The following is a 25,375-nucleotide window of genomic DNA, read 5'->3' as shown; positions in this document are numbered from 1 at the left end:
AGTATACTTTTTTTTACGAGTCGATACTACCGTCCATCTTCTCTTCTTTAAGTAAACGATACATTTCTTTCGCATCTTCTTTACGTGCATGTTCCGCAATCGAGTCGATGACGACCGTGACGAGCTTGTTTCCGAATCGAATTTGCAGCTCGTCTCCGACTTTAACATCGGTACTCGCCTTCGCCACTTGTCCATTTAGCTGAATCCGCCCTTGATCTGCTACTTCTTTTGCGAGCGTGCGTCGCTTGATCAAGCGGGATACTTTCAAAAATTTATCTAATCTCATAACCCTTTCTCCTTTGCCTCGTTCCAAAGAGCATCCATCTGTTCGAGCGTCATCTGCTGAAGGTCACCATTCGCTTCTATATACTCGAATCGACGTTTGAACTTTCGGTTCGTCTGTTCTAACGCTTGCTCGGCATTTAGCCCAACGTATCGCGCGATGTTGACGATGGAGAATAATACATCGCCAAGTTCTGATTCGTCACTCAACTCTTCACGCCACTCGTGCAGTTCTTCTTCCAATTTTTCGAAAGCGCCCGACACGTCATCCCATTCGAATCCGATTTGGCCGGCTTTCTTTTGAAGTTGTTCAGCACGCATCAATGAAGGTTGGTCGACGAGTACACCATCGAGTTGCGATTGTTTCTTTTCCCCTTTTTCCGCTTGTTTAATCGTATTCCAATTTTTTACCACGTCGGAGGCATCTTCGACGGTGACATCTCCAAAGACGTGCGGATGACGGCGGACCATCTTTTCACTGATTGCCCCGATGACATCACGAATATCGAAATATCCTTCGTCTGCACCGATTTGGGCATGTAACATGACTTGAAGCAACACGTCGCCGAGTTCTTCAATGATGGCATCGTCATCTTCTGCGTTGATGGCTTCAATGAGTTCATACGCTTCTTCTAATAAATACTTCCGAAGCGACTCATGCGTTTGTTTGCGATCCCACGGGCAACCGTCCGGTCCACGAAGTGTGGCGATGATTTGTTTGAGCGTTGCAAAGTCTTTTGCCAAATAAGCTTCATCCGCGAGTGGCGGAACATAGAGCGTCGTCAAGTTGTTCACTTCCGCCATGCGGTCCATCTCGAACAACGGAATGTGTTCGATTCGTTCTTGTGTGGTACCCGCAGCTGTCACGAGGGTGACAGGGTGCTCATCCGGATATCGTTCCATCAGCTGCACTTTTACATCTCCCGCTACAAATCCATCGTACACTTGACCAATCAACACATGTTGCGTCACTTGCAGGCGTTCAAGGTCGAGCGCCGTCGCATCCAACAACTGAAAGCCGTTGATTGGATCGATTTGCAAAGCTTGGAACATCGCATCTAAGAAGCTTTGCCCGCCGAGTACGTGAAGGTCCGCTCCACGTTCCACCAAAAGCTCGACAGTTCGCTCGGCGACGAACGGGTGACCGGGTACAGCATACGTGATAGCCATCTCTTCACTTTTGTTCATCAACGTCTCGACAATTTGATCGTACACCTCTTCAAACGTATCACTCGATTCATAAATCGAATCAAACGACTCGAATGCGAGCCCTTCTGACTCTAACTCACGTACGACAGGGTGTTCTTTCGTCCGTAGCCAAACGAGCGGTTGTTGCTTCAAATGACGGTACACTCCGAGTGGCAATTGATTCAGCTCACCAGATCCAAGACCGACCACCGTGATTGTATAACCCATACTAGTTCTCCTTTTTTTCGAGCACATCGAGGAGGCGACCACCGAACGGGATGAACTCCCATTCCGCAAGTGATAGCATTCGCGTGCTCCATAATCTCCATATATAAAGGACGGCTCCGCTACATACCATCCCGATTAACCATCCGAAGGCTGCGATTCGCGAATCGACCCACATCTGACCAACCCAGTTTAACACGGCAACGAGTAATAACATGGGCACCAGCGCTTTCGATAGCGATTTGTAATGCTTCGACCGAAACGACCCGAGCGGAATCGAACGGTCGAGCGCCCGAAAGTTATAGAACGCCATCGCCAAAAAGCCGAGTGAGGTACCGATGGCCGCCCCTTCAATCCCATAGAAGGGGACAAGCCCCACGTTTACGACACCTTTTGCCAAAATCGCGATAATCATACTGCGAGCCGCAATCCATTCACGGTCGATTGCTTGAAGGCAAGTCATGCTTGTAATCGCTAACGATGCCGCAAACGTACTCGTTGCCAATAACACGAGCGCCCGCGTACCTGACCCATCTTCAAACAAGGCAACGTTTAAGAAAAACATCACCCCCATCAATCCGACGGTCGCAGCACCCGCAATGGCTGTTGTCACCCGAATCATCGAACGGAGCCCTTGTGTCGTTTTTTGCAGATGTCCCGCTCGATAGTGTCGGACGAGTGTTGGGACGTTGGCCATACCGATGGTCGTTGCGAACAGGATTGCAAATTGGACAAGTGGGTATCCCCGGTCGAACACGCCTTTGCTCACTTTCGCCTCGTACGTCCCCCCCATTAAATTGACGATTGTAAAGGAGTCGACGAGTTGCATCCATAAGATTCCAAGCGAGGCAAATCCGACCGCGAGCCCTGTCGTCAACAATAGACGCAATCCATGTTGAAACGTGACACGTCGTACTTTTACGATTCGTAGGCCGCGCGCCTGATAGATTAAAAAGGCAATCGCCACAACCCCACCGACAAGCGTCGCGCCATACGCGTATTGACTGAGCGTGTATGCATCTTTTCCAAGACGTACGCCAATCCATAAGAGCGACAGCATGACCGTCACGCGTACAAAATTTTCTAACACTTGCGACCACGCGCTCGGTCGTAAATCATCCCTTGATTGAAAGGCACCACGTAACACGGCGGACGCCGGCATGAGTAAGTAACTCAAACTGATTACGCGAAGCGCCGGGGCTAACTGTTCATCCCCGAGCCACATCGCGAGTGTCGGGGCGAAGATCCACATCGTGACAACAAGCGTGATAGAAAGAAGAAGCAACGCATAAAAACTGCTCCATAACACTTCTAGCTTCTGGTTCGACCCCTTCGCGCCGACTCCTATTTTTGCAATGACTACCGGCATCGCATAAATTCCGAGCGATGCGACAATCGCAGCGAACGGATAGACGGTTTGATAAGCATAGAGTCCAAAGTCACCCGCCAAGTTTTGATATGGGACGCGATACGCGAAGCTGATCAGTTTAGAGACATAACCGGCAAGGGCGAACAGGACGACTCCTTGTGCAAACTTACTTGGCGACCGCATCGCCCACCAACCGCTTCGTCAGTTCTTCTAATACAGTATCGGCATCATTCAAGAGCTCTGTGAGTGGCATTCGACCACTGAGTGACAATTTCAAGGCTCCGTCTTCTTGACCGATTCCTAGTTTACGACCGAGCGGCATCGTCCATTCCATAAAGGATGGTACATCGAGGGCTGTCGTCGAATCTTTCGATAAGACAATTTCAATCCGTCCAGGCGTTTGTTTGATTCGGCTCACTTTCGCCAGTTCTCCGTAAATCCGTAGACGTGTCAGTTGAATGAGAAGGGCGACTGGTTCTGGGAATTCACCAAATCGCTCAATCAATTCGTCTTGCAAGGCAAACAACGCGTTTGGTGTATCGACGTATTTGAAACGCTTATACATCTCAATCTTCAGTTCGCTATCCGACAAATAGTCGTCCGGGATGTAGGCATCCGCTTGGAAGGCGATTTCCGGCTTGAAGACGACTTGTTTCGCCTGTCCACGCATCCGGTCTTTCCGTTCCTCGATTGCTTCGGAGAGCATTTGAGAATACAGGTCGAAACCGACTGAATCGATGAATCCAGATTGTTGTGCACCTAGCAAGTTACCGGCACCTCGAATCGACAAGTCGCGCATCGCGATCTTAAAGCCGCTTCCGAGTTCGGTGAATTCTTTAATGGCTTGAAGACGACTTTCTGCCACTTCGGTCAAGCGCTTATCTTTTCGATACGTGAAGTAAGCATACGCAATTCGATTCGAACGTCCGACTCGACCACGAAGTTGATACAGTTGGGAAAGTCCCATCTTGTCAGCATCATGGACAATGAGTGTATTGACGTTTGGAATGTCGATTCCCGTCTCGATAATCGTCGTCGAGACTAAAATATCCGCTTCCCCTTCAAGGAAACTGATCAATTGGCTCTCGAGTTCGCTCTCGGTCATACGCCCGTGTGCTGTCGCGATACGTGCCTCAGGCAATAAGGCCCGAATCTCTTCCGCTTTCCGCTCGATGCCTTCGACACGGTTGTAGAGGAAGAACGCCTGTCCTCCACGAGCAAGTTCACGCTCTAACGCTTCACGCAAGACGATGCCGTCATATTCCATGACATACGTCTGAACCGGGTAGCGGTTCTCTGGTGGTGTTTCTAACACAGATAAGTCGCGAATTCCAATCATCGACATGTGAAGCGTTCGCGGAATCGGAGTAGCCGTCAACGTGAGTACGTCGATGTTCGTCTTCAATTGCTTCAGACGCTCTTTATGCTTGACGCCGAACCGTTGCTCTTCATCGATGATAACGAGACCGAGGTTCGCGAACGTCACGTCTTTTGACAACACTCGGTGTGTCCCGACGACGATATCAATCGTCCCTTCCTTCAAGCCCTTCTTCGTCGCAGTCATCTCACTCTTTGAGCGGAAACGACTCATGACAGAAACGTTAATCGGAAATTCACTGAATCGCTCGAGCATCGTTTCATAATGTTGTTGGGCGAGGACGGTCGTCGGGACGAGAAACGCAACTTGTTTTCCGGCGAGCACCGCCTTGAATGCCGCTCGGATTGCCACTTCCGTTTTCCCATAGCCGACATCTCCACATAAAAGTCGATCCATCGGACGTGAACGTTCCATGTCTGCTTTAATCTCAGCAATTGAGCGGACCTGGTCCTCTGTCTCAGCATAAGGGAAGGAGGATTCAAATTGCCCCATCTCTTCATCATCCGGTGGAAATGCAAATCCGACCGAAGCTTCTCGTGCCGCATATAATTTAATGAGCTCATCTGCGATATCTTCAACCGACTTGGCGACTTTCGATTTAACTTTCTTCCACTCGGTGCCTCCGAGTTTATAAATCTTCGGTTCTTTCCCTTCGGCGCCGACATATTTTTGAACGAGATCAATTTGATCGACCGGCACATAGAGCGCATCATCACCGGCATACACGAGATGGAGATAGTCCTGATGAATCCCTCCGACCTCGATGGTTTTAATGCCTAAATACTTCCCAATCCCATGATGCACATGGACGACATAGTCGTTCGGCTTCAACTCTTGATAGCTCTTAATCCGTTCTGCGTTCGTTAAGTTCTTCGTCTGACGCTTCCGTTTCGTCACACGTTTAAACAATTCCTCTTCTGATACGACGACGAGACGACTCGTCGACAATTCAAACCCACCTTCGATTTGACCGATGATGACGGATACGCGTCTCGGCTCTAATTCTCCATCGACATTCGTGAACGTTGAATGAATGCCGTAGTCTGAAAGGAGCGCTTCAATCTTGTCCGCGCGTGACTTGTCTCCCGCAAGCACGACAATGCGTTGATCCCCTTGTTGCCAGCGTTCCACTTCTTGCTTTAACAGATGCATCTGCCCATGAAATGCCGGGAGTGGACGACAGCTCAAATGTACCGTCGCGGTTTCCGGAATCCCGGAGCGACGAGATGGAAGTAGCGAGAACGCTACTTGTTTCAAGTCACGAAACACTTTGTGCATCGGGACAGCAAGCGTGTAATTGCTGACCGCCTCCCCTTTTTCGATGAGTGAAGAGAACCATTCCGCTTCTTCCCGCTCCTGTACGTCCGCGGCATCATCGATTCGCGCCACTTCATCTAAAATAAGTACGGCGTCTTTGCCAACATAGTCTAAGAGCGTCGATGTATAAAGGAGTGGCGAATACTTTCCAACTTTATCCGGGAAATCACCACGCTCTAAGCGCTCGATGTCTGTTACGACTCCTTCCTCAAGCGCTTGACGAATCACTTCGTTCTCAATCAACTCGACGGTCCGGTCATATTGCTTTCGGAGTGAACGCCCGGCTTGTTTCAACTGATCGTCAGTGGCGATGAACTCGGTGGCAGGCGTGATACACACTTCCCCTACCACACCGAGCGAACGTTGCGTCTCGGCATCGAACGTGAAAATAGAATCGATCTCGGTATCAAATAAATCAATCCGATACGGACGCGCTTCTGTGAGCGGGTAGACATCCAAAATACTGCCTCGTACGGAAAATTCGCCAGGCGTCGTCACGGTCGCTGTTCGTTCATACCCCATATCTGTCAATTGCTTCGCAAAGTCTGCCAACTCGAGATTACTTCCCGGCTTTAGCATAACGCGACTATGTTGCCACGCCTCCGGGCTCGGCATATAGCGTCGTAATCCACCGAGCGGCACGACAACGACGCCTCCTGTTTGATCAAGGAGACGAGTACGGGCATCGATTCGAGCGGCCAACAGCTCAGGACTAGACGTCAGCGACAGTTCAGCGGCCAGCGTCTCATCAATCGGATAAAGCAATGTTTTGTCCGGTCCGATGAGTGATTCGAGTTGATCGAACATCTTTTGTGCTTGATACATGTTATGTGTCACGACGACGAGACGTCTCGAGGACGATTTCACAAGTCCTGCGAGGACGAGAGCTTTCGCGCTTGTCGTCAGTCCCGTCACCAATTGACGATCTACTTTTTGTAGCCGCTCACGAATCACGTTCGTCTCCGGGAGCGCCACCATAAATCTCTCTAAAGCATTCATTTGTTTTCCTCCAACTCATACGACAAAAAAGGGTGCTATGACCCTTTAGTTGTATCGATTCATCAGCGCTAGCCAATCTGTATCTACGAAATCAGTGGCTGCGGTTACGGCGTTGTCGAGTGTTTCGTTCAACTCCGGCAAGTCCTCTTTCCGATAGTTCATCAACACCCAGTCGACGACTTTGATCGGATGAGGAGGACGTCCAATCCCAAGTTTCAATCGCTTGAATTCTGCAGTCCCTAAATGTTGAATGAGCGATTTGATTCCGTTGTGACCACCTGCACTCCCTTTCGGACGGAAGCGCAGTTTTCCTGGCACCATATCCAAATCGTCATAGATGACAAGTAAATCGTCAATCTCAATCTTATAATAATCTAAAATTGGACGGACGGCTTCACCCGATAAGTTCATATACGTAAGGGGTTTAACAAGTACAACGCGTTCACCATTGATTCTTCCCGTTCCCATAAGGGCGTTAAACTTCGCTTCATTCAGCGAGATCCCATGCTTTTCAGCGAGGCGATCAATTGCCAAAAAACCGATGTTATGTCGGGTCATCTCAAACTTTTTACCAGGGTTTCCAAGACCGACGATGCATTTCATATCATTTCCTCCTGAACAAAAAAGCCCAAAGGCGAATGCCTCCGGGCCTCGTTTTTTAATCGAATAGGGTACTGACCGATTTGTGCTCGTGGACACGCATGATCGCTTCCCCAAGCAAATGGGCAACCGACATCTGTCTGATTTTGCTCGAGCATGGACGACCCGTCAAATCGATTGTATTTAAAACAACCAATTCTTTGATTGATGAGTTGTCGATACGCTCCATCGCTGGACCAGAAAGGACTGGGTGCGTACAAGACGCATACACTTCTTTCGCGCCAGCTTGGACGATTGCATCCGCTGCAAGCGTGATCGTTCCCGCTGTATCGATGATATCATCAATCAAAATTGCTGTTTTCCCTTCAACGCTTCCGACGATGTTCATCACTTCAGCGACGTTCGCTTTCGGACGACGCTTATCGATGATGGCGATCGGAGCTTTCAAACGTTCTGCCAATTTACGTGCACGTGTCACGCCACCGTGGTCTGGAGAGACAACCACGATATCCTTCGCTTGAAACTCTTCTGTTTCAAAGTACGTCGAGATGAGCGGCACACCGAGTAATTGGTCAACCGGAATATTGAAGAATCCTTGGATTTGCGCTGCATGCAAGTCCATTGTGATGACGCGTGTCGCACCTGCTACCGTCAGAAGGTCAGCGACAAGTTTCGCCGTGATCGGCTCACGCGAACGCGCTTTACGGTCTTGACGTGCATACCCGTAATACGGCATCACGATGTTGATCGTACGGACAGAGGCACGTTTGAGTGCATCGATCATGACGAGCAATTCCATGAGCGTTTCGTTTACAGGTGAGCTTGTTGATTGGATGACATACACATCATCTCCACGAACACTTTCCTCGATGTTGATATAGAGTTCACCGTCGCTGAAACGTTTGACTTGGCAATCACTGAGCGGGACACCAATTTCTTTCGCGATTTCTTCAGCAAGCGGGCGGTTCGAGTTTAAGCTAAATAGACGAATTTCTCGTTCGTATACAGTAGACATGTTTAGGATTCTCCTCCATCGTTTTCCATAATGATTGGCAGCAAGTTATCGTTTTGTGTAACCTTCTTTATTCGTTTGGCGTTCACGTGCAATCGCGAGCGCCTCTTCTGGTACGTCATTCGTAATCGTCGAACCGGCTGCGACAATCGCACCTTTTCCGACTTTTACCGGGGCAATCAAGTTGACGTTACAGCCGACGAACGCATCGTCTTCTACCACTGTCTCGAACTTGTTCTTGCCGTCATAGTTTACCGTGATTGATCCACAACCTAAGTTGACACGTTCGCCGATTGACGCATCCCCGATGTAGCTCAAGTGCGAAGCTTTCGCACCGTCACCAAACGACGATTTTTTAATCTCGACGAAGTTTCCGACGCGTGTGTTCGCACCAAGTACAGCTTGTTGACGTAAGTGAGCGAACGGTCCGACCTGAGCCGCTTCACCGATTTTGCTATCTGTCACGACAGATTGACGCACGACAGCATGATCTTCAATCACACTGTTGCGGATATCTGAGTTCGGTCCGATGACACATTCCGAACCAATTGTCGTCTTCCCAAGGATAACCGTACCCGGATAGATGATTGTATCCGAACCAATCATCACATCTGGAGAAATATACGTCGATGCCGGGTCCATGAACGTGACGCCTTCACGCATGAGACGTTCGTTCGTACGTTTGCGCATGATTGCTTCCGCCTGTGACAAGGCAACGCGGTCATTGACCCCAATTGTCTCATCAAACGTTGGCGCCGTATGTGCTGCGACAACTTCGCCAGCTTCTTTTGCAATCGAGATGACGTCAGGCAAGTAGTATTCGCCTTGCGCGTTATTGTTTCCGACTTGTTTGAGCGCGTCGAACAATAACTCGTTATCGAACACGTACGTTCCCGTATTGATTTCATTGATGGCAAGTTCTGTCTCAGAAGCATCTTTATGCTCAACGACTTTCGTCACGTTCCCATCTTCACCACGAACGACACGACCGTATCCTGTCGCATCATCTGCAATCGCAGTCAACACAGTAACTTTCGCTTGTTGCGCTTCGTGATGAGCGAGAAGGGCTTCCAACGTTTCTGCCGTTAGTAACGGTGTATCTCCGCAGACGACAAGTGTCGCCCCTGCTTTACCCGCAAGCTCTGATTCCGCCATTTGAACAGCATGCCCTGTTCCAAGTTGTTCTTCTTGGACCGCATATTCCACTCGTGTGCCGAGCGTATCTTGTACCGCTTCCGCCCCATGGCCAACGATTACGATTTGACGACTGACACCGATTTGGTCTAACTGGTCGACAACGTGCTCGACCATCGGTTTTCCTAGAACCGGATGAAGTACTTTATAAAGCTTTGACTTCATTCGCGTCCCTTTTCCTGCTGCCAAAATGACTGCAAAACGCTCCATTCTTCATTCGCTCCTATCTCACAACAGCTGTGATTGGTCTGTATAGTTCGGCTTTTCTGCAACTAAATCCTATTTACACCGTTTCTACTATATCGAAACCATGCCTTCGTTTCAATAGTTGTACCATTCCTTAACCAATGAAACGCAAAAAAACAGCGGTAGGTAACCTAACCGCTGTTTGCTGTCATTCATTCGTGCCATACGACACGTGCTGGGCGTCCAGTACATCCACTTCCATTTTGGAATAGGTTTCCAATACAGCCGCTTCAACTTTCTGTCGCATCTCCCCGTTAATCGGATGCGCGATGTCCCGAAAAATACCTTCTGGTGTCCGTTTGCTCGGCATGGCGACAAATAGACCGCTACTCCCTTCGATGATTCGAAGGTCATGTACAACGAATTCATGGTCAAGTGTGATTGAGGCCAACGCTTTCATTCTGCCTTCTGTCGCGACTTTGCGAATTTTTACGTCTGTGATCTGCATGTTTCGCATCCCCTTTTTCATCGTTGTCTATGCCATGGTGTGGTCTTCTGTAAGGTTCAGTTGGTTTCGAACGAACGTCATGACTCGATATTGATAACTCTATACCCTCTAATCATAAATCGAAATCAAAATTTTGCCAATCATTTTAGGAACTGTTCCACATTCCCCCGTGAAATGGTGACAAGACCTTCATCTGGGTCGACGTTCGTCAATTTCATCAAGCTGACGTATTCGCTGACCATCTTCTTCTCGGCGCCTTCTGCTTCCATCAAGACACCAACACCCGCAAGGTTTGCTTCGAATTCATTCAAGAGACTCATCATCCCCCGAATCGTTCCCCCCGCTTTCATGAAGTCATCGATCAAGAGCACGTTCGCCCCACGTGGCAGGCTACGACGTGCGAGCGCCATTGTGCGAATCGCCTTCGAAGAACCTGATACATAATTGATACTGACCGTCGATCCTTCCGTTACACGACTATCTGAACGAACGATGACGAATGGTACACCTAATTGTTCTGCGACGGCATAAGCAAGGGGGATCCCTTTCGTCGCAATCGTCATGACCACGTCGACTTTACGATCGGCGAATACAGACGCAAAGACTTGTCCCATCGGTTTCACCTGACTCGGATTGCCTAGTACATCTGTGAGGTAGAGATAGCCCCCAGGTAAGAGACGCTCCGGTTTTGATAATTGCTCACAGAGCGTATCAATCATCTCAAGCGATTTTTCTTTACTCCAGCCTGGGATAAACATGACGCCGCCCGCTGCACCAGGAACGGTCACAAGCTTTCCGATCCCGTCATGAGACAGCATTTCACTTACGATGACAAGGTCTTCACTGATCGACGACTTTGCAGCTTTATAGCGACTTGAAAACATCGACAACGAGACAAGCTGATGCGGATGGTCAAGCAAATAACGGGTCATATCGACGAGACGACCACTTCTACGAATTTTCATACGGATTCTCCTTCACATCTTCAATAATAAACGAATGTTCTATTGAGAATATATCACTTTCATTCGTTTTTGTTCAATGTCTTTTGCCGAGAATCCGAACGACGAACACTTCTGGGCAAAATCCTTTTAGACCATTATAGATGCGATGAGCCTTTTGCTCATGCTCAATGAGCGCAAAGACAGTCGGTCCACTACCGCTCATGAGAACACCTTCTGCCCCACAATGCCGCATCGTTTCTTTGATTTGTTTCACTTCCGGATGAAGCTTGAGCGTCACACTCTCGAGCGAGTTTCCAAGATTTTCGCAAATCCCATGAAAATCTTTTTGACGAATCGCTTCTACCATGGCACCTGTGTTCGGATGATGAACTTCATCCATACGCACGGCGCGATACACATCTGCAGTCGATACTCCTAGCTTGGGCTTTCCGAGTACGACGTAGCATGGCGGCGGTGCCTGAATCATTTCTAACTGTTCACCACGACCTCGAGCAATGGCTGTCCCACCGATGACACAAAATGAAACGTCAGACCCAATCTCCGCACCGAGCTCTGCTAGTTCCTCTAATGACAAGTTTAAAGAGAATAACTCGTTCATCCCACGAAGCGTCGCCGCCGCATCACTCGAGCCACCAGCAAGCCCAGCTGCCACTGGAATTTGTTTATCGAGTACAATCTCCACACCTTGTTGAATATTAAAACGTTCCCGCAACAACTCTGCTGCACGATATGCCAAGTTCCGATGATCATTCGGCACATAGGCGTGCTCTGATTGAATCCGAATCTCATCCGAATCTAAAATCGTCAACTCTAAGCGGTCTGCTAAATCGACTGTCGTCATTACCATTTCTACTTCATGATAGCCGTCCGGACGCTTTCCGAGGACATCGAGCGTCAAATTAATTTTTGCCGGCGCTTTCACACTGATCGTGCGCATCACGTTCACCCTTCCCATTTGTCTCCTGTTCGACATTGTACCGTAAACAGGCGCACAAAAAAAGAAGCAGCTGCCAATGCATCCGCCCCTCATTTATAAATCAATTGCCGAATTCAATTTTAACTGTATCCGTTAGGACATCAGCGTAGCTATACGAGACACGTTCCACATTATGCAGGTCTTCATCCAATTTCACAACGAACACCGCAGGATATGTCTCAACGAGCGTTCCAAACCGAGTAACGACTTTCTTACGACCGCCGTTTGCTTTCAACGTCAATCGTTCACCAACATGCGATTCGAGTTTCTGTCTGATTTCTTGTAACGTCTTTGGCATACGCTTCACCTCACTGTTACAAGTATAGCATAATTGAATATGAAAATAAAGTTTAACATTATAACGACTCGTTTTAAGGTCGTCAACTATTTTTAAGTGGTAAAATTGTGTCAGACAATCGTGCGAATTCTTCTAGACTTAACGTCTCTCCCCGACGTTTCGGATCGATTCCTGCCTCAAGAAGAGCGCGTTCAAGTTCGACTTTTTGTTCTTTTCCAATATAGTTTGTTAAGTTGTTCAGAATGGTTTTACGGCGTTGTGCGAAGCTTGCGCGTGCGATATCAAAGAAAAAGGCTTCGTCTTTCACCTGCACCGCCGGCTCTTTGCGCATACGGAGTGTAATGACTGCCGAATCGACGTTCGGTGCCGGAATAAACACGTTCTTTGGAACGACAAAACTGACTTCGGCCTCTGCATAATACTGAATCGCAATCGATAGCGAACCGTACGCCTTCGTCCCAGGTTTTGCCCCAATCCGTTCTGCCACTTCTTTTTGAATCATCATCACGAGCGAGCGGAATTTCACACCACTTTCAAGCAATCGCATGATAATCGGTGTGGTGACATAGTATGGTAAGTTGGCAACAACCGAGATGTCTTCAATGCCTTCTTTCAAAAATTCCTGTTCCACAATCTCGCGTAAATTTAATTCTAAAGCATCTCCATGGATGACTTTCACGTGAGGATACGGAGACATCGTATCTTCCAGAATCGGCAAAAGACGCTGGTCAATCTCAAGCGCTACGACTTTCTTGGCACGCTTGGCCGATTGTTCTGTCAACGATCCGATTCCAGGACCGATTTCGAGCACACCGCTCGATTCGCTGAGTTCCGCCGCACCGACAATCTTACTTAAAATGTTTAAATCGATTAAAAAGTTTTGACCGAGCGATTTTTTAAATGAAAAACCATGTCGCTCTAAAATGGCTTTCGTTCGTTGGATTGTTGCAATATCTTTCAACCCTGTTCCTCCTCTAATTGAGCAAGTGCTTGCTCCCACTCTTCGACTGTGACGCCGAGTGCTTCGACTCGTTTCACGAATTGTTTCGCATTCGGCTCGCCGATTCGAAGCAATACACCGAGTCGCTTCCGACGTTTCGCTGCCGCTTCTCCACCGATCAAATCCGCGTCTAACACCATTTTTCGCGTGACAATCGGCTGGTTCGTTTCAACACGTGGTTCAAACACGGCGCGTAAAACACGACGAAGCGACTCCGGGCTCGCATGTTCCACTCCGATTTTCCCACGTTTTCCTTTTGCCTCAGCACGTGGCAGATGGGCATGCTTACACCCTTTGACCCGCTCTTCGACGATTGCTCGAATACGGTCTCCTGGATAATCCGGATCGGTCAAAATGATGACCCCACGCTTTTCTTGCGCACGGCGAATTCGTTCAATCGTCTGATTGGATACGGCAGAGCCATTCGTCTCAATCGTATCGACCTCAAACACTTCCTGAAGCCGCGCCGTATCGTCACGCCCTTCTACGACGATAATTTCTTGTATTTTCTCACGCATTGTCTGTTCCTTCTTTCTCTTCTTCCTGCTTTGGAATGACCCAAATGGTAAGCGGCTTGCGACCAAACGTCACGGCCTCCTCCTTTTCATCCATCATGATGTCGATTTTTTGACCTTTGATCGCACTTCCCGTATCTAGCGCAATCGCCATGCCAATCCCTTCCACATACACGCGGGTACCGAGAGGAATGATGGCCGGGTCGACGGCGATGATGCGCATGCCCTCAAAGAGAATCGTATCCGTCACATCATAACCGCTTCTTGTCAGTACTCGTCCGTCATACGTCACCGTGTCTTCTGGATTGTTCGTATAAGCTGTTGCTTCTACGAGTAACTGCTTCGCGGATGAGAAATCTAACACATCGTCCGTTTTCGGTGGCTCTGCTATCTCGACTTCAGCTTCCGGGATGAACGGGCTCGACTCGTCCGCTGTCGTAGGCTCTGTAACGGGCTCTGTGACCTTTTTCGTCCCGACTTTGATGATCTGTGGCATTGCTTTACGTAACGTCTCGACATCCGTTTTCGTACGATTTGTAATTGTACCATTTTCCACAGTAAGTGCATACCTTGTCCGTTCGAGTCCAGGAACTCCGACCTGCACGGTTTGCTTCACACCTTCTTCAAGCGTGTCGTCTTCTTCCTCGACCATATCGTACGGAATCAATTGACTCTCGTATTGAACGACATCACGATTCGTATTGACCGTAATCGTCATTCCTTCCCGTATCGGTGTCGATGCGTCTGGTAGCACCGTGTCACGTTCTGTCACGTCAACATTCGCTTCCCTCAGTAACTGTGCTACATCCGTTGCCATCGTATAGATGGTTGACGCATCTTGCCCGACGATTAAATTGACTCCAACAACAGGCTGGTAGCGAATTGTCATCCCATTCGTCACAGCAGTACGTACAGACGGATAAACCGTATCTCCGTCTCGTACAGTCACCCCGTACCGCAGTAAAACATCCTCTACGGTCCGCTCTCTCGTTTGAATGACTTCTGTTTGTCCGTATCCGATTTGAAGCGAGACCTCATGTGAACGTTCGATTCGAATGAGACGATCTTCCGGAACGTCCTCGCTCAATGCCGGAGTAACATAATCCGTTTCGTCTAACGTGATATTCAATTCCTCGAGTACCTCGAGGACGGAATCGGCCCGTGTCTCATGCTCAATTACCACGCCGTCATCGATGACCTTGATTGGTTCAGGTTGCAACATGACGTATGCGACAGACGCAGTCACAATCACGCCTATACTGGCGAATACACGCTTGATCATGGGAGGCGGAACAGTTTCTTCGCGTTGACCGTCGTCGCTTCTGCCAACTCCTCATACGAGATGTCTCGAAGTGACGCGATTTCTTCCGCAACGTACTTCACATAGGCCGGTTCGTTTCGTTTTCCGCGGAACGGAGTTGGCGTCAAGTATGGGCAGTCCGTTTCGACAAGAAGACGATCTAACGGTACTTCTTGTGCGACTAACTTTGGAACTTTCGCATTTTTAAACGTGACCGGTCCTCCTAAAGAAATATAGAAGTTCAAGTCTAGGCAACGAGGGAGAAGTTCTACTGACATGCTGTAACTATGGAAGACCCCACCGACTTCCTCTGCATGTTCTTCTTCCAAAATATCGAGCACGTCTGCCGTTGCTTCGCGGTTATGGATGACGATTGGCATATTTGTCCGTTTCGCGATGGCAATCTGTTGACGGAATAGGCGCTGTTGTACATCTTTCGGTGACTTATCCCAATGATAGTCGAGACCGATTTCACCGAGTGCCATCACTTTTGGGTGACTCATGAGTGTCTCGATCCGTTCTAAATCCGCATCCGTACAGTCGATCGCATCGACCGGGTGCCATCCGACGATGGCATAGATGTCTTCATATGTTTCGGCTAGCTCGATGGCTCGGTCGATGGTCGGCGTATCAAATCCGACGACGAGTAGCGGAGAAACGCCGGCTTCTCTTGCCCGCTCAATCGTCTCCTCCACATCTTCATTGAACTGCTCCGCATTAATGTGCGTGTGTGTATCAATCAACATCTTGGTTCCTCCTTAGAAAAAGAGAGGGAGACCGTGGTCTCCCCCATTTCATTATTTGACGATGGCACCGTTCGGCATTTGATCAGAGACTGTCGCAAGTTCTAACTTGCCGTCACGGTCCGCAGCTAAAATCATCCCTTGTGATAATTCTCCACGGAGCTTGACTGGTTTCAAGTTTGCGACAACAATCACTTTCTTGCCAACTAAATCTTCAGGGGCATACCATTCAGCAATACCTGACACGATTTGACGCGTCTCTTTCCCGAGATCAACTTGAAGTTTCAACAGTTTTTTCGCTTTTTTGATCTTATCGGCTTCTACGATTTGACCGACACGGAATTCGACCTGATCAAAGACATCGATCGTGATTTCAGGACGAACGTCTTCATCGACTTCTTCTGTCGCTGTCTCCGTTTCCTCAATCCGCGCTTTCGATGCTTGACGCATCATTTCTTGGATCGCATCCACTTCTTCCTTCACGTCACGACGTGGGAAGATTGGTGTCCCGTCTGTCACGACAGCGTTATTGAAGTCGGCAAACGTCTCTAACGCTTCCCAAGACATGTCTTCCCCTTCGAGTCCGAGTTGACGGAACATTTCTTTCGGTGCACGTGTCATGAACGGTTGAATCATGATGGCAACGTGACGAAGTACGCCCGCGAGGTGTGTCATGACAGAAGCGAGTTCTTCGCGTTTCGATTCATCTTTCACGAGTACCCACGGCTGCGTCTCATCAATATATTTATTCGCACGGCTGACGAGTTGCCAGATGTTTGTGAGGGCGACCGAAAACTCCATGTGTTCCATGGCTTCTTCTGTTTTACGAGTCGTTTCTTTCACCATGCTCAATAACGCGTCATCAAACGCTGTGACATTTCCGGTGTACGCCGGGATATTCCCATCGAAATACTTTTTAATCATCGCGATGGTACGATTCAATAAGTTCCCGAGATCGTTCGCTAAATCAAAGTTCAAGCGATCGACGAACGCTTCCGGTGTGAACGTACCGTCTGCTCCGAATGGTACTTCACGAAGAAGGTAGTAACGAACAGAATCCAATCCGTAGCGGTCAATCAACGGAATCGGATCCACCACGTTTCCTTTTGATTTCGACATCTTCCCGTCTTTCATGAGCAACCAACCATGCGCAAACACTTGTTTTGGTAACGGAAGGTCAAGCGCCATCAAGAGAGCTGGCCAAATAATCGTATGGAAACGAACGATTTCCTTTCCGACTAAATGGACATCAGCCGGCCAATAGCGATTGAAGAGCTCGTCGTTGTCTGTCCCGTACCCGAGTGACGAGATATAGTTCGTGAGCGCGTCGACCCATACGTAAACAACGTGTTTTGGATTCGATGGGACTTGTACGCCCCAATCAAACGTCGTACGTGATACAGCTAAATCTTGAAGACCTGGCTTCAAGAAGTTATTGATCATCTCTGTCTTACGAGATTCTGGCAAAATGAAATCAGGATGTGACTCGAAATATTCAATCAAGCGATCCGCATATTTGCTGAGACGGAAGAAATAACACTCTTCACGCACGAGCTCGACCGGATGTCCGCTGTCAGGACTTTTTCCATCGACAAGCTGAGACTCTGTATAATACGTCTCATCTGGTACAGAATACCATCCTTCGTATTCACCAAGATAAATGTCTCCATTTTTAAGTAACGTTTCAAAGACGTGTTCGACAACCTTCTTATGACGGTCTTCTGTCGTACGGATGTAATCATCGTATGAGATCTCAAGACGGTCCCATAGGACTTTGATTTCTTCGACAACTTCATCGACGAAGGCTTGTGGCGTCACGCCTGCTTCTTTCGCCTTTTCTTGAATCTTTTGACCATGCTCATCCGTTCCCGTCAAATAGCGGACGTCAAATCCTTTTAAACGTTTGTAGCGAGCAACCGCATCACCTGCTACCGTGGTATATGCGTGTCCGATATGCAATTTTGCACTCGGATAATAAATTGGGGTTGTAATATAAAAAGTCGGCTTCGCCATGATTTATTCTCCATCCTTTCGACATATGCAATTCTCATTATACACGGTTCGACAAAAGAATTTCCAAACCTAATTGTTTGGAATTATTTTGCGTTTAATTCGTCATAAATGTTCCAAAAATACCCTTTCTTTGTTTCAAGTTCAAACTATCGGGGAAATTTAGGTATATATCGCTCTTGATTCGACAAATTTCGAAAAATTGCTTTTCCAGATAGTAAGCAGTTGACTGCAATTGGAAAGTTTAGTATGCTTTTTGCTGTAGTCACATTGTCGAATTTTGACGATTCATGTCACCACGAGATTTCGACACCATTGGAGGAGGAAACACAAATGAAATCTACAGGTATTGTTCGTAAGGTTGATGAGCTTGGTCGTGTCGTTATTCCAATCGAATTGCGCCGTACACTTGGGATCGCAGAAAAAGATGCTCTCGAGATTTACGTCGACAACGATCAAATCGTTTTGAAAAAATATAAGCCAAACATGACTTGCCAAGTTACAGGTGAAGTATCAGACGATAACTTCAAATTGGCAGATGGCAAACTTATCTTGTCACCAGAAGGTGCACAACGTGTTCTCGTTGAATTGAAGAACATGCTCGAAAACTACTACAGCGAAGAGTAAGCAAGGATTTCCTTGCTTACTCTTTTTTGTGCAGTTGATGATACGCATCATAGACATCGTTTCGTGATTCACCACGATCTTTTGCGGTCTGTTTAATGGCCGCGTTTGGCTTCAATCCCTCTTCTATATAATGAACAACATGTTCATAGACAGAGAGCGCTTCCCACCACATTGTCGTAGGTGCCGCTTCTGTCGCACCGCTCACAAGAACGACGAACTCTCCGCGTACTTCACCTTCGCACCACTGTAACGCTTCATCGACTGATCCTCTCAAAAACTCTTCGAACGTTTTGGTTAACTCTCTACCTAATACAAGCTGACGGTTACCAAACACTTGTCGAATCGCCGTTAACATCTCCTTTAATCGATGAGGGGCTTCATAGAAAATAATCGTACCCTGCTCATATCGAATCGACTCGAGGACATCGACGCGATCTTTCTTTTTACGTGGTAAAAAACCGTAATAGAGGAAACGTTCTGTCGGAAGACCTGAAGCAACCAACGCCGTAAGTGCTGCATTGGCACCTGGTAAGACGACCACTGGAATGTTTGTCTCGATGGCTAACCGTACGAGATCACTCCCCGGATCTGAAATACCAGGCATTCCAGCATCCGAAACAACCGCAACTGACTTTCCAGCTAACAAATCTTCAATCAGTCTCGGTCCACTTACTTCTTTATTGTGTTCATGATAGCTAATCAGTTTTGTTGGAATTTCAAAATGGCGACAAAGCTTCATCGTTTGGCGAGTGTCTTCCGCTGCGATCAAATCCACTTCTTGAAGCGTTCGCACCGCTCGATATGTCATATCTTCCAAATTGCCGATTGGCGTTGGTACGACATACAATGTTGGTTGTTCAGTTTGATAACTCTTCTGTGAATTCATTAGTCGTCCCCTCCATCAACTTCTCTTTTTGCGCGCGGGTCAATTGTTTAATGGACCATTCGTATTGCATGGCCTCCCGTTTCGTATCGAACGATTGCACATACCGAAGTCGTACGGGAAGTCGAGCTTTCGTATACTTCGCTCCTTTCCCGGCATTATGTGCAATGATTCGCTTTTCCACGTTCGTTGTATAGCCTGTATAATACGTCCCGTCCTGACATTCCACGATATACGTATAATGTTTAGGCATCGAGAATGGCTCGCATCGCTTCCGTATACGTATCGTCTTCTTCATATACAACAAATGGTGGTAAAATTTTAAGACCTGCTTTTCCATCTTTCGATCCCTCGATTAATAACGTATTCGCTTCGCGTCCAGCTTTCGGATATACGAGCTGCATTCGCTTCGGTTCAATTCGGTAGGTACGCATCAATGTCAGGATATCGAGTAAACGTTCTGGCCGATGCACGAACGCCACTTTCCCTCCTGGTTTGACGAGTTGACTAGCCGTTTTAATACAATCTTCTAGCGTGCACAACACCTCATGGCGTGCAATGGTATGATGTTCGTTTTGATTCCGCAATGACGTTTCATTTGCTAGAAAATACGGGGGATTACACGTGACCACATCATAACGAGCGTGCCCGAGTTGTGCCGCTGCCGCTTTGACGTCCCCCTCTACAACTTGAATGCGATTCTCGAGGCGATTGACCGCCATGCTTCGATTCGCCATATCAACGAGTTTCGATTGAATCTCTACACCTGTAATCGTTCCTTTTGTACGATACGACAAGAAAAGTGGAATTGCTCCCGTACCGGCGCACAAATCGACCAATTGCCCTTTTTGAATCGGTACCCATACAAACTCTGCCAGTAGTACCGCATCTAATGAAAACGAGAACACATCGTCACTTTGAATAATCTTGCCAGGGCGTCCAAGCAAATCATCGAGGCGCTCTCCATCCTTTACCGTTACCATTGTTTCCTCCTTCTATAAAAGAAAGGCGACGGATAGGGAATCCCTATCTATCGCCCCGTATTAATGTTTATTGAGCATCGACAAACAGAAGAGACAATCCCCATCTTTTCGTACCTGTCCGTAATGGAGGTTACAAATATGGAATCCTTCTTGATACAGCGCAGCCAAATTGTTCTGCCCTTTTCCAGACAATGCGATTTGTGAATCACCATTTGTCGTATCAACTTCTGCCAATTGTTCGACTTTTTCGCGCAAGTGATGATTCTCTAGATACATATGCTGATTCTCTTCAAGCAAATAGGCGAGCTGTTCTTTTAATACGCCTAAGTGCTCCGTCAAGAGTTGCATCTGTTGCTCGATCGCATCTACACGCATCATCACTTCTTTTTTGTCCATTCTTTCCACTGCTCAGCACCCCATCACTGTTTTGACGGTTTTCGTTTAATCGCACCCACTTCAACAAGTTCATCAATCGTATATGTGACGACACGCGTCCGATCGTGGAGTTCAACTTGAATAAGTTGGTCCAAAATGTTGAGACCGATTACACGACCATCACCTTCTGGAATTTTGATTCGCTTGCCGACGTCTGGTAAATCGCGTTTTAATTCTTCGTATGTGTCATTCTCATATTTTAAACAGCACATCAAACGACCACACACTCCAGAAATTTTATTCGGATTTAACGAAAGATTCTGGTCTTTGGCCATTTTGATGGAGACTGGTTCAAACTCCCCAAGAAATGACGAACAACAAAGAACTCGACCACATGGTCCAATCCCACTTAGTAGCTTCGCTTCGTCACGAACACCGATTTGTCGGAGTTCGATTCGTGTCCGAAACACGCTAGCCAAGTCCTTTACCAATTCTCGAAAGTCGACGCGACCCTCGGCAGTAAAATAAAAGATCACTTTATTGCGATCAAATGTATACTCAACATCGACTAACTTCATGTCTAATTGATGTTCTCGAATTTTTTCTTCACAGACGGCGTGAGCATCAACGGCTGCCAGTCGATTATCGCGTACGATATCCGCATCCTTTTGGTCCGCGACGCGAAGGATTGTCTTCAACGGCATGACGACTTCATCTTCGCCGAGCTTTTTATCGACTTGGACGACTTCGCCATACTCAATGCCACGTACCGTTTCAACGATGACATGTTCCCCACGTTTAAGCGTTGCATCGCCTGGTGAAAAGTAATAGATTTTTCCCGCTTCTTTAAAGCGGACTCCAACTACTTCAAGCACGCGCTTCTATCCTTTCTGCAAATCGAACGAAAGTCGTTCGAAAGTTAATTGAGGATTGACGTTTGCCTCGAGTCGTCGAATTGCCGCATGCACACTTTCAATTGCATGTGTGAGTTTAGAGACAGATCGATTCTGAATAAATGCGTGATATAAAGCAGCCTCGTTCTTAAATAGCTTTGGAGTATACGTATCTCGCACTTTTAAATGAAGTGCCTCCTCTAGCCAATGTTCGAATAATTCGAGACCAACTCGTAACTCATTTCGTCCTTTGAAATGTCCTAACCATTTTTCCTGGGCGAACAAGAGCAACTCTTGAGGTCGTTTCGTCAATACTTCAATTAATTGTACCACTAGCCCATACGCCTGTACAAACCACTCCTGCTCAACTGCTTCTTTCGCATCATCCCATTTTGGATAAACGGTCAAAGCAAGGTAAGCCAAATCGTACGTACACGACAATTCTTCTGACATCGTTTGTGCTAACTTCGCGCGGTCAATCGGACGAAAAGCAAGTTGTTGAGCTCGCGAACGAATCGTCGGAAGAAGTAACTGTGGTTGTGTCGTCACCAAAATAGCAAGTTTCCCCACACCTGGTTCTTCAAAGAACTTCAATAAACTATTTGCCGCTTGAGTCGTCATCTTATGAGCTTGATGGATGACATACACTTGGCGATCTCCTTCAGCACCTCGTAACGATAGGTCACTGAGTAATTGTTGAATCTGTTCTTTTTTGATGCTAGCCCCATCCGGCTCCACTTCGATATAGTCAACAATGTTTTTTGAATCCATGCGTCGACAGTTTCGACACACTCCACACGGTTCTGCTCCCTGTGGTGATTCACAAAACAAGGCTTTCGCAAACAATGTGGCTGTTTCAATTAAGTAGGGTTCATAATCGCCCGAAAAGATGTACGCATGCCCAACTTTATTCGAAATGATTGAATTTTGAATGATTCGAGCAACCACTGTTTGCGACTCATTTAATTCCTGAAAACGCATACGCCCAACTCCCATTAAAACTGATGGAATCCTTCAATCGGCAAGACGAATACAGTCGCACCTCCAACTTGTACTTCGACTGGGTAAGGAATATACGAATCAGCATGTCCTCCCATTGGAGAGATTGGCGTAATCATTTGATCACGACTCGAACAGTTCGATTGAATCACATCCATTAAATCATCGAGGCGTTCCTGTGGAATACCCATCATAAACGTTGTATTCCCCTCTTTTAAAAATCCACCTGTTGTAGCTAATTTCGTTGCACGAAAATCTTGTTCGACCAATGCATCAGACAAACGTGCGCTATCCTTATCATGTACAATTGCAATTACCATTTTCATCATTGTTGTACGCCTCCTTGTTGTAATCGTTCTATTGTATAATCGAGTACCTCATCTTGAATACATTCAATCGATTGATCGGCATCAATTCGGATAATTCGTTCTGGGTACTGTTTGAGTAACGTTTGAAATCCTTCGTAAACACGCTCATGGAACGCTTGATCACGACTTTCAATCCGATCGAGTTGCCCTCGATCTTTCATTCGTGTACTCGCTCTTTCAGGGCTCAAATCAAACAAAAAAGTCAAATCCGGTGTCAAACCGTTCGTTGCCCATTCATTCAGCGACTGGATTTGATCAAGGTCATATTGTAAACCGTATCCTTGATAAGCAATAGATGCATCGATGAAGCGATCACAAAGAACAATTGCTCCTCGCTCCAATGCCGGACGAATCACTTGTTCCACATTCTGTGCTCGTGAAGCAGCATAAAGCATCATTTCCACTCGTGGCGTCATCTCATGATGATCCGGGGATAATAAGACTTCGCGGATTTGATTGCCCACAGTTGTTCCTCCGGGTTCACGGGTTACAACGATGTCATATCCTTTTTGTTTTAGACTCTCGACTAATAGTTGAAGTTGCGTAGACTTACCTGATCCATCTGGTCCTTCAACCGTTATAAACATTCCGCTCACTTTTTAAAACTCCTCTACAATAACATCAATTTGCTCTATCATAACATGCTTACTTGCTTGAAGCTTCCTCCCTAAAGAAATCCACTCTAGGAGCACTCGTATTTTTTCCTCGGTAATCCGTTCTCCTTTTAGAATCCATGGAATCCCTGGTGGATATGGAATCACCGTTTCTGCTGAAACAAATCCGATTGCTTGTTTGAAAGATAAACGTTGCACTTGTTCATTCCCTACTAACGTATAAAGTTCAGATACACGTTCTGTTTGAGGGAAGGGAAAAATCGTTTCATCCTCATCAATGATTGGCACATGTGTAGCTGCCTTTTTAATTAATTTAATCCAATGCTCAATTTCCTGCTTTGTTATTTCCCTTAATGGCAAACAGAATAACACATGATCCACTGCAGCTAATTCAATATCGATTCCGATTGATGCAAGATGTTCACTAAAGACTAATCCATTTTTCGGATACGTCATGACCGTTACTTTCGTAAAATCGTCCCCCACTTTGACAGTAAAACCTGCACGCTTCAGCTCAAGTACAAAATGAGCATGACTCTTTTGAATAGAAGACCATGCTTCGTCCGTTAGAAGACTTTCTAAATAGGACCGTGCATAGTCTAATGAAGCCATAATAAGATAAGAAGGACTTGATGTCTGAAATGAAGATAATGCATGCTTTAACCGAATTTCATCGATGTCTTCTTTATAGTGAATCCAAGCTCCCATCGTCAATGCAGGTAGCGTTTTATGTGCAGACTGTACAACTGCACTCGCTCCCTCAAAAATCGCAGAACGCTGAAGCAATTTAGGATGAATTAAATGGGCACCATGTGCTTCATCGACGAGTAATGGAATCTCAAGTGAAAACAAATAATTTGAAATCGCACGAATATCAGCCATGTCTCCATAGTACGTAGGAGACGTTAACATGACGGCTCGTCCTCCTGGGAATTCTTGAACAGCCTGTTCAATCGTTTCTAATGTCACCACGGTTGGAATTCCTGTGCCACGTTCAATTGTAGGTGTTAATAGGATTGGTTTTAACCCTAGCCATTCAATTGCGTTCCAGACCGACTTATGTGAGTTTCGTTGAACGTATACTCGCTCACCACGTTTTACAGTTGCCGCAAGCATGCTCCAATTTCCAACAGTTGAACCATTGACGAGCCACTTACTTTTACTTTCATACAGTTTACCCAATGCTTTTTCAGCTTGATCGATAATCCCAGAAGCGTCATGCAAATCATCTAAATGTGCCAGTTCCGTCAGGTCATATGGCATCACCTTGGCAAATGCACTCGGTAACGTATGATCAGTCACGGTACCATTATGATGCCCCGGGACGTGAAAAGATACGCGATGTTCACTCACATGCTGTTCTAGAGTCTCTAGAAATGTAAAAGGATTTTTCCGAGAAGGAGCCATCTGTTATTCCTCCTTAACTATTGACTATGAAAAAAAGACGATCAAGCATATGCTTGATCGTCTACTGCGTTGTTGCCTGGCAACGTCCTATCCTCACAGGGGGAGATCCCCCAACTACTTTCGGCGCTGAGACGCTTAACTTCCGTGTTCGGCATGGGAAC

The 25,375-nt window shown here is 47.0% G+C and carries 26 protein-coding genes and 1 rRNA gene; 1 reads left to right on the top strand and 26 read right to left on the bottom strand.

Annotated features, from left to right (window positions below; translation table 11 throughout):
* Nucleotides 1–13: 13 nt before the first annotated feature.
* The 16 genes from KNP62_RS14805 to metG all read right to left on the bottom strand — a co-directional run bounded on the left by KNP62_RS14805 (nt 14) and on the right by metG (nt 18,068).
* Nucleotides 14–286 carry an RNA-binding S4 domain-containing protein gene (locus KNP62_RS14805; RefSeq protein WP_214697198.1) on the bottom strand — a complete coding sequence of 91 codons (273 nt, stop codon included), beginning with the start codon at nt 284–286 and terminating at the stop codon, nt 14–16.
* Nucleotides 283–1,698 (bottom strand): bifunctional methyltransferase/pyrophosphohydrolase YabN, encoded by a 1,416-nt coding sequence (yabN, locus tag KNP62_RS14800; RefSeq protein WP_214786209.1) that lies wholly within the window; start codon nt 1,696–1,698, stop codon nt 283–285. The genes KNP62_RS14805 and yabN overlap by 4 nt, the downstream gene beginning before the upstream one ends.
* A 1-nt stretch (nt 1,699) precedes the next feature.
* Complete coding sequence (locus tag KNP62_RS14795) at nt 1,700–3,247, bottom strand: polysaccharide biosynthesis protein (RefSeq protein ID WP_214786207.1); 1,548 nt, start codon at nt 3,245–3,247, stop codon at nt 1,700–1,702.
* Nucleotides 3,231–6,758 (bottom strand): transcription-repair coupling factor, encoded by a 3,528-nt coding sequence (mfd, locus tag KNP62_RS14790; protein WP_214786205.1) that lies wholly within the window; start codon nt 6,756–6,758, stop codon nt 3,231–3,233. The genes KNP62_RS14795 and mfd overlap by 17 nt, the downstream gene beginning before the upstream one ends.
* Before the next feature lie 45 nt (nt 6,759–6,803).
* The gene (gene pth, locus KNP62_RS14785) at nt 6,804–7,361 is read right to left on the bottom strand and encodes an aminoacyl-tRNA hydrolase (RefSeq protein ID WP_214697190.1); all 558 of its coding nucleotides are present in this window, start codon (nt 7,359–7,361) and stop codon (nt 6,804–6,806) included.
* 55 nt (nt 7,362–7,416) lie between these two features.
* The gene (locus KNP62_RS14780) at nt 7,417–8,373 is read right to left on the bottom strand and encodes a ribose-phosphate diphosphokinase (protein WP_214697188.1); all 957 of its coding nucleotides are present in this window, start codon (nt 8,371–8,373) and stop codon (nt 7,417–7,419) included.
* 45 nt (nt 8,374–8,418) lie between these two features.
* Nucleotides 8,419–9,774 carry a bifunctional UDP-N-acetylglucosamine diphosphorylase/glucosamine-1-phosphate N-acetyltransferase GlmU gene (gene glmU / locus KNP62_RS14775; RefSeq protein ID WP_214786203.1) on the bottom strand — a complete coding sequence of 452 codons (1,356 nt, stop codon included), beginning with the start codon at nt 9,772–9,774 and terminating at the stop codon, nt 8,419–8,421.
* A 184-nt stretch (nt 9,775–9,958) separates the two neighbouring features.
* Nucleotides 9,959–10,258, bottom strand: coding sequence for a septation regulator SpoVG (spoVG, locus tag KNP62_RS14770; RefSeq protein ID WP_214786200.1), 300 nt, complete (start codon nt 10,256–10,258; stop codon nt 9,959–9,961).
* A gap of 140 nt (nt 10,259–10,398) precedes the next feature.
* Nucleotides 10,399–11,223, bottom strand: a complete 825-nt coding sequence (gene purR, locus KNP62_RS14765) for a pur operon repressor (RefSeq protein ID WP_012727734.1) — start codon at nt 11,221–11,223, stop codon at nt 10,399–10,401.
* 73 nt (nt 11,224–11,296) lie between these two features.
* Entirely contained in the window at nt 11,297–12,160 is an 864-nt protein-coding gene (gene ispE / locus KNP62_RS14760; protein ID WP_214786228.1) for a 4-(cytidine 5'-diphospho)-2-C-methyl-D-erythritol kinase, read from the bottom strand.
* 100 nt (nt 12,161–12,260) lie between these two features.
* Nucleotides 12,261–12,497 (bottom strand): Veg family protein, encoded by a 237-nt coding sequence (locus KNP62_RS14755; RefSeq protein ID WP_012727736.1) that lies wholly within the window; start codon nt 12,495–12,497, stop codon nt 12,261–12,263.
* Nucleotides 12,498–12,579: 82 nt separating this feature from the next.
* The gene (gene rsmA, locus KNP62_RS14750) at nt 12,580–13,458 is read right to left on the bottom strand and encodes a 16S rRNA (adenine(1518)-N(6)/adenine(1519)-N(6))-dimethyltransferase RsmA (protein ID WP_214786198.1); all 879 of its coding nucleotides are present in this window, start codon (nt 13,456–13,458) and stop codon (nt 12,580–12,582) included.
* Complete coding sequence (rnmV, locus tag KNP62_RS14745; protein ID WP_214786196.1) at nt 13,455–14,015, bottom strand: ribonuclease M5; 561 nt, start codon at nt 14,013–14,015, stop codon at nt 13,455–13,457. Before rnmV ends, rsmA begins: the two co-directional genes overlap by 4 nt.
* Nucleotides 14,008–15,294, bottom strand: coding sequence for a 3D domain-containing protein (locus KNP62_RS14740; RefSeq protein ID WP_214786194.1), 1,287 nt, complete (start codon nt 15,292–15,294; stop codon nt 14,008–14,010). Before KNP62_RS14740 ends, rnmV begins: the two co-directional genes overlap by 8 nt.
* The gene (locus KNP62_RS14735; protein ID WP_214786193.1) at nt 15,291–16,058 is read right to left on the bottom strand and encodes a TatD family hydrolase; all 768 of its coding nucleotides are present in this window, start codon (nt 16,056–16,058) and stop codon (nt 15,291–15,293) included. Before KNP62_RS14735 ends, KNP62_RS14740 begins: the two co-directional genes overlap by 4 nt.
* A gap of 51 nt (nt 16,059–16,109) precedes the next feature.
* Complete coding sequence (gene metG, locus KNP62_RS14730) at nt 16,110–18,068, bottom strand: methionine--tRNA ligase (RefSeq protein WP_214786191.1); 1,959 nt, start codon at nt 18,066–18,068, stop codon at nt 16,110–16,112.
* Between the two features lie 330 nt (nt 18,069–18,398).
* On the opposite strand from metG, the gene KNP62_RS14725 reads away from it, so the two are divergent.
* The gene (locus KNP62_RS14725) at nt 18,399–18,692 is read left to right on the top strand and encodes a transition state genes transcriptional regulator AbrB (protein ID WP_012727742.1); all 294 of its coding nucleotides are present in this window, start codon (nt 18,399–18,401) and stop codon (nt 18,690–18,692) included.
* Between the two features lie 16 nt (nt 18,693–18,708).
* Here the strand turns inward: KNP62_RS14725 and rsmI are convergent, their stop codons facing one another.
* From rsmI to rrf, 10 genes are all read right to left on the bottom strand, one after another.
* The gene (gene rsmI, locus KNP62_RS14720; protein WP_214786189.1) at nt 18,709–19,578 is read right to left on the bottom strand and encodes a 16S rRNA (cytidine(1402)-2'-O)-methyltransferase; all 870 of its coding nucleotides are present in this window, start codon (nt 19,576–19,578) and stop codon (nt 18,709–18,711) included.
* Complete coding sequence (locus tag KNP62_RS14715; RefSeq protein WP_074036574.1) at nt 19,550–19,828, bottom strand: GIY-YIG nuclease family protein; 279 nt, start codon at nt 19,826–19,828, stop codon at nt 19,550–19,552. Before KNP62_RS14715 ends, rsmI begins: the two co-directional genes overlap by 29 nt.
* Complete coding sequence (locus tag KNP62_RS14710) at nt 19,821–20,558, bottom strand: tRNA1(Val) (adenine(37)-N6)-methyltransferase (protein WP_214697164.1); 738 nt, start codon at nt 20,556–20,558, stop codon at nt 19,821–19,823. The genes KNP62_RS14715 and KNP62_RS14710 overlap by 8 nt, the downstream gene beginning before the upstream one ends.
* A gap of 60 nt (nt 20,559–20,618) precedes the next feature.
* Complete coding sequence (gene yabA, locus KNP62_RS14705) at nt 20,619–20,954, bottom strand: DNA replication initiation control protein YabA (protein WP_012727746.1); 336 nt, start codon at nt 20,952–20,954, stop codon at nt 20,619–20,621.
* A 23-nt stretch (nt 20,955–20,977) separates the two neighbouring features.
* Nucleotides 20,978–21,808, bottom strand: coding sequence for a PSP1 domain-containing protein (locus KNP62_RS14700; protein WP_074036570.1), 831 nt, complete (start codon nt 21,806–21,808; stop codon nt 20,978–20,980).
* A 6-nt stretch (nt 21,809–21,814) separates the two neighbouring features.
* Complete coding sequence (locus tag KNP62_RS14695; protein ID WP_214749813.1) at nt 21,815–22,807, bottom strand: DNA polymerase III subunit delta'; 993 nt, start codon at nt 22,805–22,807, stop codon at nt 21,815–21,817.
* Nucleotides 22,808–22,821: 14 nt separating this feature from the next.
* Nucleotides 22,822–23,151, bottom strand: coding sequence for a cyclic-di-AMP receptor (locus tag KNP62_RS14690; RefSeq protein WP_031421800.1), 330 nt, complete (start codon nt 23,149–23,151; stop codon nt 22,822–22,824).
* On the bottom strand, nt 23,151–23,789 hold the full coding sequence (gene tmk / locus KNP62_RS14685) for a dTMP kinase (protein ID WP_214749810.1): 639 nt from the start codon (nt 23,787–23,789) through the stop codon (nt 23,151–23,153). The genes KNP62_RS14690 and tmk overlap by 1 nt, the downstream gene beginning before the upstream one ends.
* Nucleotides 23,790–23,792: 3 nt before the next feature.
* Nucleotides 23,793–25,214: an aminotransferase class I/II-fold pyridoxal phosphate-dependent enzyme gene (locus KNP62_RS14680; protein WP_214786187.1), complete on the bottom strand. Its 1,422-nt coding sequence runs from the start codon at nt 25,212–25,214 to the stop codon at nt 23,793–23,795.
* A gap of 74 nt (nt 25,215–25,288) precedes the next feature.
* Nucleotides 25,289–25,375 (bottom strand): 5S ribosomal RNA (gene rrf / locus KNP62_RS14675); the annotation flags it as partial.

Origin of the sequence: Exiguobacterium sp. s183 (assembly GCF_018617655.1) — a bacterium.
Taxonomy (GTDB): domain Bacteria; phylum Bacillota; class Bacilli; order Exiguobacteriales; family Exiguobacteriaceae; genus Exiguobacterium; species Exiguobacterium aestuarii_A.
Note: the sequence above shows the minus strand (reverse complement) of the source record. Positions and strands in the feature narration are given on the sequence as shown.